Source organism: Streptomyces sp. CA-250714, from assembly GCF_050936705.1.
Lineage (GTDB): Bacteria > Actinomycetota > Actinomycetes > Streptomycetales > Streptomycetaceae > Streptomyces.
In genome coordinates, this window is record NZ_JBNJMI010000001.1 from 440,193 (window position 1) to 456,253 (window position 16,061).

Annotated in this window: 15 protein-coding genes; 8 read left to right on the top strand and 7 right to left on the bottom strand. The window is 72.4% G+C overall.

Going from position 1 to position 16,061, the window contains the following annotated elements; translation table 11 throughout:
- Positions 1–29: 29 nt before the first annotated feature.
- From ACQEU8_RS02115 to ACQEU8_RS02125, 3 genes are all read right to left on the bottom strand, one after another.
- Entirely contained in the window at positions 30–284 is a 255-nt protein-coding gene (locus ACQEU8_RS02115; RefSeq protein WP_433096146.1) for a lasso peptide biosynthesis PqqD family chaperone, read from the bottom strand.
- Positions 284–2,215, bottom strand: a complete 1,932-nt coding sequence (locus tag ACQEU8_RS02120; RefSeq protein ID WP_433096148.1) for an asparagine synthase-related protein — start codon at positions 2,213–2,215, stop codon at positions 284–286. Before ACQEU8_RS02120 ends, ACQEU8_RS02115 begins: the two co-directional genes overlap by 1 nt.
- 155 nt (positions 2,216–2,370) lie before the next feature.
- Positions 2,371–2,487 (bottom strand): keywimysin-related RiPP, encoded by a 117-nt coding sequence (locus ACQEU8_RS02125; protein WP_433096150.1) that lies wholly within the window; start codon positions 2,485–2,487, stop codon positions 2,371–2,373.
- 307 nt (positions 2,488–2,794) lie between these two features.
- Here ACQEU8_RS02125 and ACQEU8_RS02130 point away from each other — a divergent pair, with 307 nt between their 5' ends.
- A complete protein-coding gene (locus ACQEU8_RS02130; protein WP_433096152.1) occupies positions 2,795–3,862 on the top strand; it encodes an ATP-binding cassette domain-containing protein in 1,068 nt (355 codons plus the stop codon).
- The gene (locus ACQEU8_RS02135) at positions 3,859–4,764 is read left to right on the top strand and encodes an ABC transporter permease (RefSeq protein ID WP_433096154.1); all 906 of its coding nucleotides are present in this window, start codon (positions 3,859–3,861) and stop codon (positions 4,762–4,764) included. Before ACQEU8_RS02130 ends, ACQEU8_RS02135 begins: the two co-directional genes overlap by 4 nt.
- Positions 4,765–4,780: 16 nt before the next feature.
- Here ACQEU8_RS02135 and ACQEU8_RS02140 read toward each other — a convergent pair whose 3' ends face one another.
- Positions 4,781–6,019, bottom strand: coding sequence for a threonine synthase (locus tag ACQEU8_RS02140; protein ID WP_433096156.1), 1,239 nt, complete (start codon positions 6,017–6,019; stop codon positions 4,781–4,783).
- A 112-nt stretch (positions 6,020–6,131) separates the two neighbouring features.
- Here ACQEU8_RS02140 and ACQEU8_RS02145 point away from each other — a divergent pair, with 112 nt between their 5' ends.
- Positions 6,132–6,713, top strand: a complete 582-nt coding sequence (locus ACQEU8_RS02145; protein ID WP_433096158.1) for a MarR family winged helix-turn-helix transcriptional regulator — start codon at positions 6,132–6,134, stop codon at positions 6,711–6,713.
- On the top strand, positions 6,706–7,554 hold the full coding sequence (locus ACQEU8_RS02150; protein WP_433096160.1) for an EamA family transporter: 849 nt from the start codon (positions 6,706–6,708) through the stop codon (positions 7,552–7,554). The genes ACQEU8_RS02145 and ACQEU8_RS02150 overlap by 8 nt, the downstream gene beginning before the upstream one ends.
- Before the next feature lie 96 nt (positions 7,555–7,650).
- Here ACQEU8_RS02150 and ACQEU8_RS02155 read toward each other — a convergent pair whose 3' ends face one another.
- From ACQEU8_RS02155 to ACQEU8_RS02165, 3 genes are all read right to left on the bottom strand, one after another.
- On the bottom strand, positions 7,651–7,782 hold the full coding sequence (locus tag ACQEU8_RS02155) for a hypothetical protein (RefSeq protein WP_433096162.1): 132 nt from the start codon (positions 7,780–7,782) through the stop codon (positions 7,651–7,653).
- A 15-nt stretch (positions 7,783–7,797) separates the two neighbouring features.
- On the bottom strand, positions 7,798–9,069 hold the full coding sequence (locus ACQEU8_RS02160; protein WP_433096164.1) for a hypothetical protein: 1,272 nt from the start codon (positions 9,067–9,069) through the stop codon (positions 7,798–7,800).
- Between the two features lie 62 nt (positions 9,070–9,131).
- A complete protein-coding gene (locus tag ACQEU8_RS02165; protein WP_433096166.1) occupies positions 9,132–9,806 on the bottom strand; it encodes an oxidoreductase in 675 nt (224 codons plus the stop codon).
- A 441-nt stretch (positions 9,807–10,247) separates the two neighbouring features.
- Here ACQEU8_RS02165 and ACQEU8_RS02170 point away from each other — a divergent pair, with 441 nt between their 5' ends.
- The 4 genes from ACQEU8_RS02170 (at position 10,248) to ACQEU8_RS02185 (ending at position 16,059) form a co-directional block, all read left to right on the top strand.
- Positions 10,248–11,099, top strand: coding sequence for a class I SAM-dependent methyltransferase (locus ACQEU8_RS02170; protein WP_433096168.1), 852 nt, complete (start codon positions 10,248–10,250; stop codon positions 11,097–11,099).
- Positions 11,100–11,145: 46 nt separating this feature from the next.
- Positions 11,146–13,182 (top strand): prolyl oligopeptidase family serine peptidase, encoded by a 2,037-nt coding sequence (locus ACQEU8_RS02175; protein ID WP_433096170.1) that lies wholly within the window; start codon positions 11,146–11,148, stop codon positions 13,180–13,182.
- A 487-nt stretch (positions 13,183–13,669) separates the two neighbouring features.
- Complete coding sequence (locus ACQEU8_RS02180) at positions 13,670–14,761, top strand: phytanoyl-CoA dioxygenase family protein (RefSeq protein WP_433096172.1); 1,092 nt, start codon at positions 13,670–13,672, stop codon at positions 14,759–14,761.
- Positions 14,743–16,059, top strand: coding sequence for a DUF6271 family protein (locus ACQEU8_RS02185; protein ID WP_433096174.1), 1,317 nt, complete (start codon positions 14,743–14,745; stop codon positions 16,057–16,059). Before ACQEU8_RS02180 ends, ACQEU8_RS02185 begins: the two co-directional genes overlap by 19 nt.
- Positions 16,060–16,061 lie beyond the last annotated feature (2 nt).

Here is a 16,061-nt window from a genome sequence, read left to right on the forward strand (position 1 = left end):
GGTCCGGGTCGTGTCCGCCGGTTGCGGTGTCACCGCTCCGCCAGTCCTGTGGAGGTGAGGGCCGTGACCAGTTCTTGTACGTCCTCGTGCGCGGTGTCGCTGTCCACCTCGTACGTCTCGCTCAGCCGCCGTGCCGCGAGCTGCGGACTGCCGCCGTCCAGCAGGGTGCGGAGGACGAGGGCGGCGGTGGGATTGAGATTCCAGTACTGGCCGCTGTCCTCGTCGAGAAGGGCGATGCCGTCGTCGGTGTCGGCGCAGGACACGCCGGATCGCAGCTTGAGCATCAGTGGCTCGCTTCCTCATCGGTGGCGGGTGTTCCCCCAAGCTCTTCGAGCAGGGGGTGCCCCCATGGCTGGTCGAGGGTGGCGGGCCGCTGTTCCAGGGAGCGCAGCCACAGCTCGCAGGCCAGCGTCTGGTAGAGCCCGCCGTGCAGATCGTGGGGATGGTGCCGGAGGGAGCCTGCGCACATCTTGCGCAGTGCCGCCGTGTCGATCAGCCCACTGCGGGCCAACCGGGAGTCCTCCCACAGGGTGGCCAGTTGGGCGCGATGGGCGCGGAGGGCCGCGTCCGGGTTGCTGTTGGTGACCGATTTGGTCCGCCCGATGAGGCTCTCGTCGGGGACGGTGCCGCGGACGGCTGCCACCAGGAGCGGCTTGTAGCTGTCCGGAGTCCGTCTGTGTTCGGGCCGGACCGCCAGTACGGCGTCGAGTACGGCGTCGTCGCAGTACGGGGCGGCCAGTGCCGTCCCCTCGCGGAGCGCGAGCTGGCCGATCTGGCGGAGCGGGCGTGCCGCGTAGCGCAGGCCGGTCACATCGTCGTGGCCCCCGGGGTTGGCCGCGACCGGCTCCGCCTGGGGTGCCGCGTCGTGGATCAGCCGGCGTACCGCGTCGGCGGCGTCCGCTGTGGCCCAGGGGACCAGGCGTGGTGGCTCGCCCCAGCTCAGCGGGGGCCGGTCCGAGGGAGGCGGCGGATCGGTGAGCGATCCGGCCACCGAGTCGAACCAGCGGCGGTAGGGGTCCTGGGCACACAGCCGGCGCAGTACATGCCCGCGGCGCCAGCGGTTGGTGGCCGCGTAGGTGCGCAGCATTCGCGTCGCTGTCCATGGGCGGCGGCGCAGCAGGGTGCGCAGATGGGCCGCGCTGGCGATGAGCAGCTCGTCCCCTCCGAAGCCTGCCAGGTGCAGGGCCGAACCGGCTGCCGCGGCCCGGCGGGTGAGCGACAGCCAGCGGGCGTGGTCCGCGATGACGGCACACGGCTCGTCGAACGGCTCCCGCATGTCCGGCAGTCCCTCGTAGATCGTCGGCATGTCCTTGTGCGGTACGAGGTGGTGCTCGATGCCGGGCACGGCCGCCGCGGTGCGGAACGCCCACATCACGTCGTCGTCGAGGGGGTCGGGGGAAGCCGCGGTGACGGCCACCACGCGTGTTCCCGCCTGCTGGGCGGCCAGGCAGCACAGTGACGTCGAGTCGAGGCCGCTGAGGTCCGAGCTGACCACCGTCCGCCCCGTGGTCCGGGCCGCGACGGCGGCGCTCAGCGCGGTGCGCAGCGCGGGGGCGCCCTCATGGAGCGGGAGGCGGGCGTCGGGCGGTGACCAGTAGCGCACTTGGCGGGCGCGGCCCCGCTGGTCGTGCAGCAGGCAGTGGCCCGGCGGGACGTACCGCACCCCGCGCCATACCGGCCGGTCGGTCAGTGGAGGAAGCAGCGCCGGGGAGAGGAGGTGGAGGGCGAGGTGACCCGCGTCGAGGTCGGCACCGGTGAGATACGCCAGGACGTCGGCCCGGTCCGCGGCGATGGTGACGCCTTCCACCTCCGCCTCGTACACCCGGCGCAGCCCGCTCAGCGTGCCCTGTACCCGCACCCGCCCGGCCACGGAAGCCACCAGGTGGAAGCTGCCGGGAACACCGGACGCGTACGCCGCCGCCTCCTCGGTGGTGCGGACGCGGGCCGCGGCGTCGTCCAAGACGGCAGCGGTGACAGCGTGTTGTCCGACGAGCGCCAGCACCGTTTCACCGGCCCGTGCCGAGCGCACCGTCTCGGCGCTGGGCTCGTGCGGGCCCGGCCAGCGTCCCAACAGCAGGGGGCGGCCCGAGGGATGAGGCAGGCAGCGAACGGCGAAGCGTCGCAGGTGTGCGGCGGCCGGAGCGGCCGACGCGCAGTCGGGAAGCACCGCGAACCACAGCGGGGCCGCGGCGAAACCGGCCGGCTCCCGAACCATCTGCACCCCTCCCCTTCCTGCCCCGCGTCATGGCTGACCGTCCGGCTCCGCGTTCCGGCCGGCCGACGACGGCCTCTGGACGGTGGCGGGCGGTTCTCGCCGCCCACCACCCCTTACTCAAGCCGGAGTTCACCCGGCCGTGCGTGGCCTCGCGGTCAGCGCAGCAGGCTGTGCTGCCCGAGCAAGTCGGGCGATGCCTTGGACTTGGCGCCGGTGACCCGCCGGAAGGAACCGACAAGCATCAGGGTGGGGCGCTCGTATGCACGGCGCATCTCGCTCACCTCCTTCCCCTTTTCGTTGTCGATGGGTCGCGCCGCTGCCGCGGCGGCTCCGCTTCCGCGGACCCGCCCGGCAGGCCGTATCGAAGGAAGTGCCCTGCCACGCCGGTGACGAGACAGCACGAGGCAGGCGTGCGGGGTGGACTGGAGGCGAAGTAGGACAGTCGCAAGAGCGCCGTGTGCATCGACACGTCACTTCCGTATGACCATGACGAGTGCGTTTGCACGGCTGCTGGGATGTCCCCGGCCTCCACGGGCAGTCCTCGTTCCGTCAGGGAACGGAAGCGGAGGCGGGAACGGGATGCAGCTGGTTCGCACGGGCACGGTGGGCGACAGCTCGTATGCCGTGCAGGCTCGCGGGCTGGCGAAGACGTACGCGGACAGGGGCAGCGGCGGCACGCCTGTCGAGGCGGTGCGCGGAGTGGACCTGGATGTCGGCGTCGGCGAGACCTTCGCGTTCCTGGGGCCCAACGGTGCGGGGAAGACGACCACCATCGCCATGCTGTGCGCCCTCGCCGTCCCCACGGCGGGCCGGGCCTGGGTGCACGGCGCCGACGTGGCGGCCGAGACCCGGCTCGTACGGCAGCGAGTGGGCTACATCTTCCAAACCAGCTCGCTGGACGACGGTATGACGGCGCGGCAGAACCTCTATGTGCACGCGCGTCTGTACGGGCTCTCCCGACGGTACGCACGGCAGCGTGTGGCCGAACTGCTGGAGCTGGCCGGAGTGGCGGAGCGGGCCCGGCAGCCCGTACGCACCTACTCCGGGGGCATGCGGCGGCGCCTGGAGATCGCGAGGGGGCTGTTGCACCGGCCCCGGGTGCTGTTCCTGGACGAGCCCACCGTCGGACTCGACCCGCACGCCCGCGTCCAGATCTGGGACCACCTCAACTCGCTGCGCGTGCGCCACCGCACCACCTTGTTCGTCACCACGCACTACCTCGAAGAAGCCGAGCACTGCGACCGCATCGCCATCATCGACAAGGGCCGCATCGTGGTCTCGGGAGCTCCGGCCCGGCTGAAGGCCGCGATCGGGCAGGATCACCTGCATCTGCGGACCAGCGATGACGCGGCGGTGTGGGCGGTGGCGCGGGAAATCCCGGAGCTGCGCGACGCCCGCACCGCCTGCGAAGCGCGCACCGGTCTCGGCGGCCCGGCCGACGGCGAGGGGGTCACCCTCCGCGTCCGTGAGGCGAGTGCCTGGATCCCCCGGCTGTGCGAATCCCTCGCCCGGCGCGGCGTCACCGTGTACGCGGCCACCTCGGCGCCGCCGACGCTGGACGACGTGTTCTTCCACCACACGGGCCGCACCATCGGCGTGGGCACAGCGGACGCACCGGCTGCGGTCGGAAGTCAGGAGCGCCCATGAGCACCGAGCCCGTGGCCCGCACGCCTGCTGCGCACACCCCCGCCCCGGCCGGCGGGGACTCCGTCGAGTCTGTCACCGTCCAGGACCCGCTGCCCGGCTCGGCACTGCGCCGCGAACTGCGTGCGGCGCACGCCCTGGTGTACCGGGAGTGCCTGCGGCTGCTGTCGCTGCGCCTCCATACGGTGCTCATCGTGCTGGAGCCGGCGCTGTATCTGCTGGCCCTCGGGAGCGGGCTCTCCGCCCTGGTGCGCTCGGACACCGTGGGCGGCGGCTACACGACGTTCCTCTTCCCCGGCATGCTCGCCATCACGGTGCAGGCTCCCGCCATGTCCGTCGGCATCCGCCTCATCATGGACCGCGAGAGCGGCTATCTGCGGGAGACGCTGATGGCCCCGGTGCGCCGCTCGACGCTGCTGTGCGGACACTGCCTGGGCGGCACGCTGATGGCCACCGCCCAGGGGTGCATGCTGCTGCTGGCCTCCGGCGCGGTCGGCGTGCCCTACCAGTCGCTGCTGTTCCTCCTGCTGGCAGTGGGCATGGTGCTGACCGCCTTCGCCTACACCACGCTCACCCTGGCGCTCGCGGTGCACATCCGCAGCGTCGAGACCTTCAACACGCTGCTCGGGCTGGTGGCCATGCCGCTGCTCTTCCTCTCCGGGGTCTTTTTCCCCCTCACCGCGCTTCCGCAGTGGATGACCATCCCCGCCGCGCTGAATCCGCTGTCCTACGCCGTCGACGCGATGCGGCGCTGCATCGCCGGTCAGGTGCCAGGGGTCGCGGCACCCGGCGGCCTGGACTGGGCGGGCTGGCGGCCTCCCGTTCTGCTGGAATGGGGGCTGCTGGCGGCGGTGGGAGTCGCCGCGCTGTGCTGGGCCGCGTCCAGGTTCGGCCGCCCCGAGTGAGGGCGGGGACAGGGACTCAGCTCCCGATGCCCGCCGTTCGCAGTACGGCCTTGACCGCGTCCCAGGACGGGTCTGCGGGTGCCGGTCCGTCCGTGCCCGTACGGGCGTCCTTGAAGCCGCTGGAGGTGGTGATGCACACCACCGGCCCGTCAAGCCCCTCGACTTCCTCGTCCTCCGCGAGGTCCGGCAGGGTGCGCAGTCCCGCGAGGCTGGCCGCCGCGGAGAGCTCCACCCACATTCCCTGCCCGGCGAGTTCGGCCTGCGCACGGCGCATTGCCGTGTCGTCGACGCGCAGGGCACGGCCGTTGCTGTTTCTGACGGCGAGGACGCCCCGGTAGCTGTTCACCCGGCAGTCGATGCCGTACGCGTCCGTGCCGCCCACCTCGACGCGGGTTGCGGGCACGTCCGCGCGCAGCGCCGCTGTCAGCGGACCGCCCGCCGCGGGCTCGCACGCGAACAGACGCGGAACGCGGTCGGTCAGGCCCAGCCGGTGCAGCTCGTCGAAGCCCTTCCATACGCCGAACAGCAGCTCGCCGTAGCCGGTGGGCACGAACACGGCTCTCGGTACGCCGAGTTCGGCCGCGATCTCGTACGCGACCGTCTTATAGCCCTCAGGACCGAACGCGTGGCCCGTGTGGAACCTGGTCAGATTGCTGACCGGGTGGAAGCCGAACTCCTCGGCGATCCGCTCGGTCAGCGGCCAGCGCTCGTCGACCGGAACGGGCAGCACCACGGCCCCGTACGCGGTGAGGAACGAGCCGACGGCGGGCGGCAGCCCGGTCGAGGTGAGCACCACACAGCGCAGTCCGGCCCGTGCCGCGTACGCCGCGGCGGACGCGCCGTGGTTGCCGGACGACGCCACCACGATGCCGGGTGCGCCGACAGCCACGGCGGCGCCGACTCCGCAGCGGTTGAGCCGGTCCTTGTGGCTCCATGTGGGGTTGCGTGACTCGTCCTTGACGTACACACCGCTGCCGATCTCCACCAGCGGGGTGCCGCCTTCGCCGAGTCCCGGCGCGGCGAGTGGCGGCAGCAACGGCGCCCAGCGGTCCAGGCCGGTGCCGCGCGGGCCCGGTGCGGTCAGGAAGCCGTCGGGCACGCGCGCGTAGTCGTAGTCCACCTCCACCGGGTACGTCATGGTGTCCGAACTCGACTGCGGGCAGCCGCGGGTCAGCGGCGGCCACAGCGGATAGCGGATCTCGGGATCACCCAGGGACCGCTGGGCGACGGCCAGCGAGGCGGTGGTGGTGGTCATGAACCGGAGCCTAACGGGGGCGCGAGCGCACACGTCCAACGCCGGTACGGGGAGCACAGTTTACGGAGCCGCAGGGGTTTTCATATCAGCCCACACACGTTATGCATGAGTCATGCATGATGAGATTCGTACAGCGAACCTGCTCGGTGCGGCCTCACTCGCGCTGAGCGACCTGCTGCTGGCCGGGGTCACCACCGCGGCCGGCACCAGCAGCAGCGGTGCCGCTGCCCTGGTGGTGCTCTCCACCGACCCGGGGCTCAGCGTGACCGAGCTGGGGCGGCGGGTCGGCCTGACCCAGTCGGCGGCGGCCCGCATGGTCGACGGCCTGGAGAAGCAGGGACTGATTCGCAGGGAGTCGACCTGGGGGCGCTGGGTGGCCATCCATCCCACCAGCGCGGGCAAGCAGGCCGCGCGCAGCCTGCTGACCTCACGGGGCGACACCCTCCGCGGCGCACTGCACCACTTGGACGAGGACGAACAGGCCCAGCTGGACGCGCTGCTGAGCAAGCTGCTGGCCGGCCTCTACCGGCAGCCGGGCGACGCCGAGCGGCTCTGCCGCCTCTGCGACCGGGGGGTCTGCGTCCGCAACGACGCGATATGCCCGGTGGGCCGGGCCGACCGGGAGCACGCCGAGCGCGACCGGGAGCACGCCGAGCCGGAGCGCCGGGTTCGGGCGGACCAGGACGGTGGGTGAGGCCCTGGCGCTGGTGTCGGCTCTGTTCTTCGGCACCGCCCATTTCCTCAACGGCCTCCTCGCACGCCGCCTCGACAGTGCCACCGTCGCCCTGATCGGTCAGCTCGGCGGTACCGTCCTCGTGCTGCTCGCCGCTCCCTTATTCGCCGCACCCCACGTCAGCGGCAGCGCACTGGGCTGGGGCGCCCTGTCGGGCATCGGCACCGGCATCGGCGTGGCCTTCCTCTACCGCGGAATGAGCAATGGACGCTTCAGCGTGGTGGTGCCGCTCAGCGATGTGGCTGCCGTCGCGCTGCCCGTGCTGACCGGCGTCGTACTCCTGGGCGACCGCCCTCCGCTGCCGGCCTGGTGCGGTATCGCCGCCGCCCCGGCCGCGCTCTGGCTGATCACCCGCTCGGGGCGGGGCGACGACGAACGCGGCGGCGGCACAACGGCGTTGGGCGCCCACGACGGGCTCGTCGCGGGCGCCGGCTTCGCAATGCAGTTCATCGCCCTCGCCCAGGCCGACGCGGCTGCCGGCCTGTGGCCCCTGGTCGCCAGCCGCGCCGCCTCCGTACTGACGCTCCTGCCGCAGATCGCCCACCATCCCGGCCGCCTGCGCCTGCCCCCTCGGCTCGGCTGGAGCTGTCTGGGGGCCGGCGGTCTGGGGACGCTCGCGATCGCCCTCTACACACTGGCCACCCGGGAACAGCTGCTCTCCCTCGCCGTCGTCCTGACCGCGCTCTACCCGGCGATCCCGGTCCTGCTCGGCGTCACCGTCCTCCGCGAGCGCCTCACGCGGGCTCAGGGGACGGGTCTGGTGTGCGCGGCGGCAGCGATCGCGCTCATCTCTCTCGCCTAGCCGGGCACCCGACTCCTGTGCCGGGCGCCCGAGGAAACGCTGGCTCCTGCTCAGGGCGCCCGTTGATCGGCGTGCGGGCGGGCGGACTCAGCGGACTCAGTAGTCGCGGACGGTGAAGTCGTCCACGACGGCGTAGAAGGCGTCGTCCACCGCGGCCGGGAGCGAGTCCTCGGCCCCGTCGAGCTGTTCGGCGTGGGCGCGAGCCGTGGGCCGAGGCTGGGGCGGCACTGACGCGGAAATGCGTCACTCCCGGGCGTGGGGCTCCCAGCCGGCGAGGATGTCCTCCCACTCGCCGCCCTCCTGCGGGTCGCCGCGCCATATGCCGAGGGGCCGGTGGTCGGTGGCGACGTCCCGCAGCCAGACCGTCGCGTCGGGCAGCCAGCCGGCGAGCATGGTGTAGCCGTCGTGAACGGGCTGGGCCAGGCCGAAGGACGACAGACAGCCGCCCACGGTGACGTGCACCCCGTCGTAGTGCTCGGCCAGGGCCTCCCAGTCGGGCAGGTACCAGGGGCCGTCGACGTCGCCCCAGTCGCGCCACTCCCCGTCGTGGGTGCCCGATACGTCGCGGGGGAAGCGGGACACCAGGTCCAGCCAGTCGTGCGGGCGGCGGATCTCGGCCACTCGGGCCCGTTCGTCGACCGTGAGGACGGCGACAGTCGCCGTCGCCTCCTCCTCGAAGGGCGTGAACGTGTCGATGAAGTGGCCGAGTTCGAGTGCGGGCAGTCCGCCACGGGGGCCGGTGGTCCAGGTGCCTTCCGCGAAGTCAGGGGCCGACCACCAGGTGGCGCCGAGGGAGCGCTCGCCGCGCCGCGGACGCCGACGCAGGCCCCTCTTGTTGGCGGCGCGCTCCTGCGCCATGTCGCGCCGCATCGCCTCCGCCACGCCGGTCAGCCCACCTGCGGCGACGTCGGTACTGTCGCCGGCGCTGTCCTCGGCCCTGTCGGCCTTCTTCCGCTTGCGCCTGCGCCCCTTGTCCTGATCCGGGCCGCCCCAGACCAGCTGCCGCTGGTCCGACCGGTCGACCGGATCCCACCACCAGGACGCGGCCGGTGACGCGACGAGCGCCGCCGCGACCGGCCGCAGTTCCTCGGCCGCGAGCGCGGTCAGACCCCACACCTCCGTGTCGCCGCCGCCGAAACCGAATCCCTCGGTGACCCCGGACAGCCGGTCCATCAGCTCGGCCTCGGGCAGCTCGCCCGGACCGCGCCACTCCCCCCGGCCGACGACCTCCCGCAGCACGGCCCGCGCCTCCCCTGCGGGAACCTCGCGCCAGTCCCTGCGCTTGCGCCGCCGGACGGTACGGCTACGGGGAGCGGAGCCGGGCCCGTCGTCCTCGACGACGAACGTCAACGTCCCCGGCACGGTTCCGAGACCGAGCGCGGCGAACAGGGTGTCGTCCAGGTCGAAGTCGACGAACGTGCCGAGGAAGTCCCGCCCCAGCGGCGCGCCCAGCAGCAGCTCCGCGCGCTCGGCGAGGGTCGGTTCGGCGGCTTCCCGGTTCACGTCGTCGTCCACGGCACCACCTTAGGAACGCCGGGGACCGCGCCGCGAACGGTATTTCCCAGCCGGCCACGGGATCAGCCGCGCAGGCCCCGCGCCGCGTAGTAGTGGGTGAGCACCGCCTCGGCGCCGGAGCCCTGGGCGGTGACGATGCGCTGGTGGCGTGCCGAGCGGAGGTCGCCCGCGACCAGGACGCGGGGGCGCTGGGCGGCGGGCGGGCAGTAGCCGTCGGGCCCGGACACGAGGGCGCCGTCGAGCACGGCGGGGCGGGAGCCGATGTTGCCGAACAGCGCGGACGTCGTCACCTCGTGGACCCCTCCGCCGGAGCCCCGCCCCGCGACGCGGTAGCCGTCTCCCTCCGGGGTCACGGTGACGTGGTCGACCTCGTACAGCCGCACTCTGCTGTCGCCCGCCAACTCCGCGGTCTTGTAGGCGTCACCCGGCGGGTGCAGCACATCGAGGTGTACGGCAGCGTCCGGGTGGGCCCGCAGCCAGGTGCCGAGCGGACGGTCCCCGCCGAGCACCACCGCCGGAGCCCCGCGCCCGACACCCGCATGCCCGGCGTCCCCGCCAGCCACGTCCTGGGGCCGCGCGCGCCACAGCGGCGGCGGGCACAGGCCCTCCGGCGCGTCGATCCAGGTCACGTGCTCGGGCGTCAGCGCCGTGACGCCGGTGGCCACCACCACGGCACCCGCGGCGAGCGTACGTCCGTCGTCCAGGACCGTCTCGGCGCGGTCCTCGTACGCGCTCACCCGTACGGCACGCGCGCCGACGAGCGTGCACCGGTCGGTCTCCCGCAGCCGGGCGACGTCCGCGGCCAGCGCTTCCGCGAGCGGGGGGGCCGTCCAACCAGCCTCCGGGGACGTTCTCCAGTGCGCCGATCTCCCATGTCCTGCCGCCGACCCTGGCGGCCTCGACCAGGACGGTGCGCAGGCCCAGGCTCGCCGCCATCAGCACCGCCGCGACACCTGCCGGTCCTGCACCGACGACGACCAGCTCCGCCTCCACGCGCGACTCCCCTGTCGACCGATTCCCACTGGCTCGCGTCCTGGATGTGCCGGGCCATCACCCACGATCGCACCGATCATCCCGCCGCCTCCGCGCCGGGCCCGGCCCGCGCGTCGCGGCGGGCGCTGCCTGCCCTCGCCCGTCGCCCTGCTGACCCACGGCACCCCTTCAACTACCCTGCGCACGTGACCACTCACGAGGATGCGGGGACGGACGGGACGGCACCTGGGGCCTCGCCCCGCGTACAGGCGGTCTACGGGCCGGAGGACCTCAGCTCGGTGCCGGCGTTCTCCGGCGGGTTCATCAACTTCGGCTACTGGGAGGGGATTCCGCTCGACCGCCCCCTCACCGCCGAGGACCGGGTGCGCAGTGAGCGCGCTCTCTACCGCCGGGTGCTGCGGACGCTGCCGGGAGGCAGCCGTGCCGTGGAGGTGGGCTGCGGGCTGGGGCTGGGCGGCACGCTGGCGCTGGAGGAATTCGGCTTCGAGTCCGTGACCGGGATGGACATCCACCCCGAGCAGCTGGAGCGGGCCCGCCGTGCCAACGCGCGGATCCTGGCCCGCGCCCCGGAGCGGCTGCGCTTCGTGCCGGGGGCCGCCGAACGGATGCCGTTCCCCGACGGCGAGTTCGAAGCGCTCTACACCGTGGAGGCCGCACAGCACTTCGCCGACCTGGCGGCCTTCGCCCGGGAGAGCGCCCGCGTCCTGCGCCCCGGCGGGCAGCTGGCGGTCACCAGCTTCTTCCTGCCCGACGGCGCGGACGGAGCGGCCGAGGCCCTGGCCGCGCGGCTGGACAGCTTCGCCGACGGCCTCGACCTCGCCCACCCGCTCGGCACCCTGCTCGCCGCCCTCCGCGACGCCGGCCTGACCGACGTACGGGCCGAGTCCATCGGCGCCCATGTCTGGCCCGGGTTCGACCACTACCTCTCCGGCGTCGACCTGCCCGTGACCTGGCCCCGCAACTTCCTGACCGCCTACCACGACGGCCTTCTCGACTACTACGTCGTCACCGCCCGCCACCCCGGCGACGGCGCCTGACCGGCCCTGGGCCGCAGGGCGAAACCGTCCGGGGGACAATCGTCTGGTGGAAGAGGACGACCCGTATCTGTGGCTGGAAGAGACCGAGGGCGAGGCGGCGCTCGCCTGGGTGCGTGAGCGGAACGCGGAGACCGAGGCCGAGCTGACCGCCGACCCCGGCTTCGAGGCGCTGCGGCAGGAGGTACGGGAGGTCCTGAGCGATCCCGCCCGGATTCCGTACGTCGTGCGGCGCGGCCCGCATCTGTACAACTTCTGGCGCGATGCCGACCACCTCAGAGGGGTGTGGCGGCGCACCACCCTGGAGGAGTACCGGCGGCCGAGCCCGCGCTGGGAGACGGTGCTCGACGTCGACGCGCTGGCCGCGGCGGAGGACGTGCCCTGGGTGTGGGCGGGCGCCTCGGTGCTGCGGCCGGGCCTGAAGCGGGCGCTGGTGGAGCTGTCCCGGAACGGTGCGGATGCCACCGTCGTACGGGAGTACGACGTGGAAGGGCGCTCGTTCGTGGCGGACGGCGAGGACGGCTTCCGCCTGCCCGAGGCCAAGAGCTCCGTCAGCTGGATCGACGAGGACCACATTTTCGTCGGTACCGACACCGGCCCCGGGTCGCTCACCGCCTCCGGCTACCCCCGCACGGTGCGGCGCTGGCGGCGCGGTACGCCGCTCACGGAGGCGCCGGTCGTCTTCGAGGGGCGGCACGAGGACGTGTCCGTCGCCGCCTGGCACGATCCGACCCCCGGGTTCGAGCGGGATCTGGCCGTACGGAACCGGGACTTCTGGCACAGCGAACACTTTCTGCTCGGGCCGGATGGCGCGGCGGTACGGATCGAGGTGCCCGACGACGCGGAGGTCACGGTGCACCGGGAGTGGCTGCTGGTCCAGTTGCGCTCCCCCTGGCTGGACCGGCCCGCCGGAGCGCTGCTGGCCTTCGCCTTCGAGGACTTCCTGCGGGGCGACCGGACGCACGATGTGCTGTTCACACCTGACGCGAACACCGTTCTCGAAAGCTGTGCCACCACCCGCCGCCACGTCGTCCTGGAGACCCTCACCGATGTCTCCTCACGCCTCCATCTGCTCACCCCGAACGCCGGTGGCGGCTGGTCGCGCAGTCCGCTCGGCGAGGTGCCGCCGCTGTCCACGGCGACCGTGGCAGCGACAGCTCCGGCCGAGGAGGGCGAGAACGCGGAAGAAGTCCTGTTCGACGTGAGCGGATTCCTCCAGCCTGCGACCCTGCGCCGCGCGGTGGCCGACGTGCCGGGCGAGCTGGAGACGCTGAAGCAGGCGCCGGACCGCTTCGCCGCCGAGGGCCTGCGCGTACGCCAGCACTTCGCCCTCTCGGCGGACGGCACCCGGGTCCCGTACTTCGTCGTCGGGCCGGAGCGGCCTGAGGGGCCGATCCCCACGCTGCTGAACGGGTACGGCGGGTTCGAGGTGTCCCTCACCCCGTCCTACTCCGCCGTGACCGGCAGGGCCTGGCTCCAGCGCGGCGGCTGTTACGTGGTGGCGAACATCCGCGGCGGCGGCGAGTACGGTCCCGCCTGGCACCGCGCGGCGCTCGGCGCCGACCGGGACCGGGCCTTCGACGACTTCGCTGCCGTCGCCCGGGACCTGACCGCGCGGGGCATCACCACGCCGGACCGGCTCGGTATCACGGGCGGCAGTAATGGCGGCCTGCTGATGGGTGTCATGCTCAACCGCCGTCCCGAACTGTTCGGCGCGGTCGTCGCCGAGGTGCCGCTGCTGGACATGCTCCGCTTCCACCGGCTGCTCGCGGGTTCGTCCTGGATCGCCGAGTACGGTGACCCCGAGGTCCCCGAGGAGCGGGCGCATCTGCTGCGCTGGTCGCCGTACCACAACCTGGACGCGGGGCGCCGCTGCCCGCCGCTGCTGCTGACGACCTCGACCCGCGACGACCGCGTCCATCCGGGCCACGCCCGGAAGATGGCCGCCCGCATGCGCGAACTGGGGCTGCCGGTCAGCTACTTCGAGAACACGGGTGGCGGGCACGCCGGTGCCGCCGATCATGAACAGGCCGCGTTCGTGGAGGCCCTCGTCCACACGTTCCTCTGGCGGAGCCTGACCGACTAGGGGCTGCCCCTGCCCGTCGTCCGCGGGCTGCGGGTGGTCCCCCAAGCTCTTCGAGCAGGGGGTACCCCCATGGCTTGTCGCGCAGTTCCCCGCGCCCCTGACGGGGGCGCGGGGAACTGCGCGGCCAACACCTGTTCGGGCTCAGACAGCCTCCACACCTCTCACCAGCGCCTGCACCAGCGGGAGTTGACATTTACTTTGGTCTAGTCCAACTATGGTGGGGCGCGAGTCACCGGAGGGGCACATGTGGCACGCGGTCCGTTTCCTGACGGGGCGCGGGCTGTAGCGACGCGCCTTGGGAGCCCTCGCGATGTGAGCCGGCCCGCTATTCCGCGCCGCAACCCGGACGCGAGCGGCGCCCCTGCCACCCGCACGAGCGATCACGCGCACCCGCACGCCCACCGTCGGTACAGCACCCGCACTTCCACCGTTCGTACAGACTGCCGCTCCGCCGTCCCGGGGCGACAGTGAGCACCTGGAGCACCGCATGGCGACGTCTGACCGCTATCTCCATCGAGCCGCATCGAACATCCCCTACTTCAGCGAGGACGGCGACACCTATCTGGCCCGCACGCCGCTCCGTGACCTCCGCAAGACGCGCCCGCTCCGCGTACTGTCCGAGGAACAGTTCTCCTTCTGGCAGAGCTACGGATACGTCGTCGTCAAGGAAGCGATCCCCGCGTCCGCCGCACGGCGGCTCCTGGACTTCGCGTGGGAGTTCCAGGGGCTCTCCCCCGACCGCCCGGAGACCTGGTACGAGGAGCGTGAGTTCCGCTCCGACCTCGAACGGGAGCTGTACATCTACGGGTTCGTGGAGGCGTACCACCACCAGCTCATCTGGGACAGCCGCCAGACACAGCGGGTCTACGACGCCTTCGTCGATGTGTGGGACTGCGAAGAGCTGTGGGTCACCCTGGACCGGCTCAACCTCAACCCGCCCAACATCCGCAACCGCGACCGGGCTCTCATCGAGCGCCAGGAGCGGGGCTTCGACATCGAGCTCCACTGGGACATCGACACCTCGCTCGGCGTACCGCCCCAGCGGGTCCAGGGCATCATCGCCCTCAACGACAGCGCACCGGAGCTGGGGGGCTTCCAGTGCTGCCCCGAGCTGTTCCGGCAGTTCGACCGGTGGAAAGCCCGCCAGCCGGACGACCGCGATCCGATCCGGCCCAGGATCGACCGGGACGAGATGCCTGTCGTACGCCCTGAACTGGGAGCCGGCGATCTGCTCATCTGGAACGGCCTGCTGGCGCACGGTGTGGCCGCCAACACCTCCGGGAGCGGGGTGCGTTCGGTCCAGTACCTGTCCATGATGCCCGCGCTGGAGACACACCGCGCGTTGCGGCAGTCGCGGATCGACTCCTGGCGCCACCTCAGTACCCCGGAGTGGAACCCGACGCTGGTCGGAGACAGCAGGAAGCACGAGTCCCTGCGGTACGGGCCCGCCGAACTCACCGAGCTGGGCGCCAAACTGCTGGGGCTGGAGTCCTGGCTCAGCGGGTCCCGGAACAGTCAGGGCGGCGACGCCGTCGAGCCCGCGGCCACCAGGGAAGAGATATGCGCAGCATCTGCCTGACCCTTCCCACCAACAGGCCCTGTGCGGCGACGATCGCCGCCGTCGGCGAGGAGGCGTGGTACGCCGCCGAGCATTTCGACAACGATGTCCACCTGCTCGTCCTCGACTCCTGTACACCGGCCGTATACGCCGAGCACGCCGAGGCCGTCCGGCTGTTGCCCTTCTCGCCCCGCGTCACGGTGCACCACCTCGACGAGGCGCAGCAGCGGGACTTCTTGAAGCGGGTGACCGAGCGCACCACAAGCGCCAAGCCCGGACTGCTGCTCGAACTGCTGCTTCCTGACGGCCTCTCCTACGGGGCCTGTACCAACCGTGCGTTCCTGATCGCGGCGGCGCTCGGCTGCGCGTCCGTCCACCGCAGGGACTCCGACAGCCGGTACCAGACCCTGGACGGCCGCCCGGTCTTCCCCGTCCAGCACGAGCTGATGTCCCTCGGCAAGCGCGCGGCCGACGCCGCGCCGGGCGTCGATGAGACCGCGCTGGCGGCGGACCACATGGACCGGCGGGTCGCGATGGTGGGCGGCTCGTTCATCGGCGAACTGTCCGTGGACATCGGCGAGATCCTGGCCACCGACCCCGAGGTCTACCACGACATTGTCAGTCTCTGGGCGCCGGCGCACTGGTCCGCCGAGCGGAAGCGGGAGCTGGTGGAAGAGTCGTTCCGGGGCGCCGGCACGGAGCCGTTCACGCGGGACCACTCGCTGCTGACGCTGGTCGACCCGATGCGGGTGGACATGTGCAACGTCAGCTTCCACGGCGTACACGAACGGGTGCCGCTGCCGCCCGCGCGGGACACCATCGGCAGCGACTACTTCCTGTTCCACCTGCTCCACAACGCCGGGCTGCCCGGCGTCGTGCACAACCGGCACATCGTCAACTACTACACCGCCGAGCGCAGGACCGGCTCGGGATTCCTCGCCTACCAGCTGCGCTTCGCCAAGTTCCTGCTGTCGATGCGCTACTTCCACTTCGTCTACGACCGGATGGCCGAGGCCGGCGACTCGCTGCTGGACGGCCAGGGGCAGCCACGCGCGTCCGCCGTCGCCGCGTTCGCCAGGGAATCCACCCGGCTCGACTGGCAGGAGAACGTCGAGCGGCTCGACGCCCTGGACGCCGCCTACCGACGGCTGGGCGGCCGGTACACCGCCTGCGCCGACCAGTTGGCTGCCCGCCGGGAGCGGCTGCTGGACGAGGCGCGCAGCGACATCGAGGACTTCGCGCTGCTGACCGAGGCATGGGACGAGCTGATGGCCGCGGCCCGGCACACGCCGCTGAGCCCGCAGCCGGGCCAGGGGTGAAC

Excerpts from the sequence above, each read along its gene's own strand:
- ACQEU8_RS02115 (WP_433096146.1), bottom strand. The coding sequence starts at position 284 with ATGCTCAAGCTGCGATCCGGCGTGTCCTGCGCCGACACCGACGACGGC.
- ACQEU8_RS02120 (WP_433096148.1), bottom strand. The coding sequence starts at position 2,215 with ATGGTTCGGGAGCCGGCCGGTTTCGCCGCGGCCCCGCTGTGGTTCGCG.
- ACQEU8_RS02125 (WP_433096150.1), bottom strand. The coding sequence starts at position 2,487 with ATGCGCCGTGCATACGAGCGCCCCACCCTGATGCTTGTCGGTTCCTTC.
- ACQEU8_RS02130 (WP_433096152.1), top strand. The coding sequence starts at position 2,795 with ATGCAGCTGGTTCGCACGGGCACGGTGGGCGACAGCTCGTATGCCGTG.
- ACQEU8_RS02135 (WP_433096154.1), top strand. The coding sequence starts at position 3,859 with ATGAGCACCGAGCCCGTGGCCCGCACGCCTGCTGCGCACACCCCCGCC.
- ACQEU8_RS02140 (WP_433096156.1), bottom strand. The coding sequence starts at position 6,019 with ATGACCACCACCACCGCCTCGCTGGCCGTCGCCCAGCGGTCCCTGGGT.
- ACQEU8_RS02145 (WP_433096158.1), top strand. The coding sequence starts at position 6,132 with ATGCATGATGAGATTCGTACAGCGAACCTGCTCGGTGCGGCCTCACTC.
- ACQEU8_RS02180 (WP_433096172.1), top strand. The coding sequence starts at position 13,670 with ATGGCGACGTCTGACCGCTATCTCCATCGAGCCGCATCGAACATCCCC.
- ACQEU8_RS02185 (WP_433096174.1), top strand. The coding sequence starts at position 14,743 with ATGCGCAGCATCTGCCTGACCCTTCCCACCAACAGGCCCTGTGCGGCG.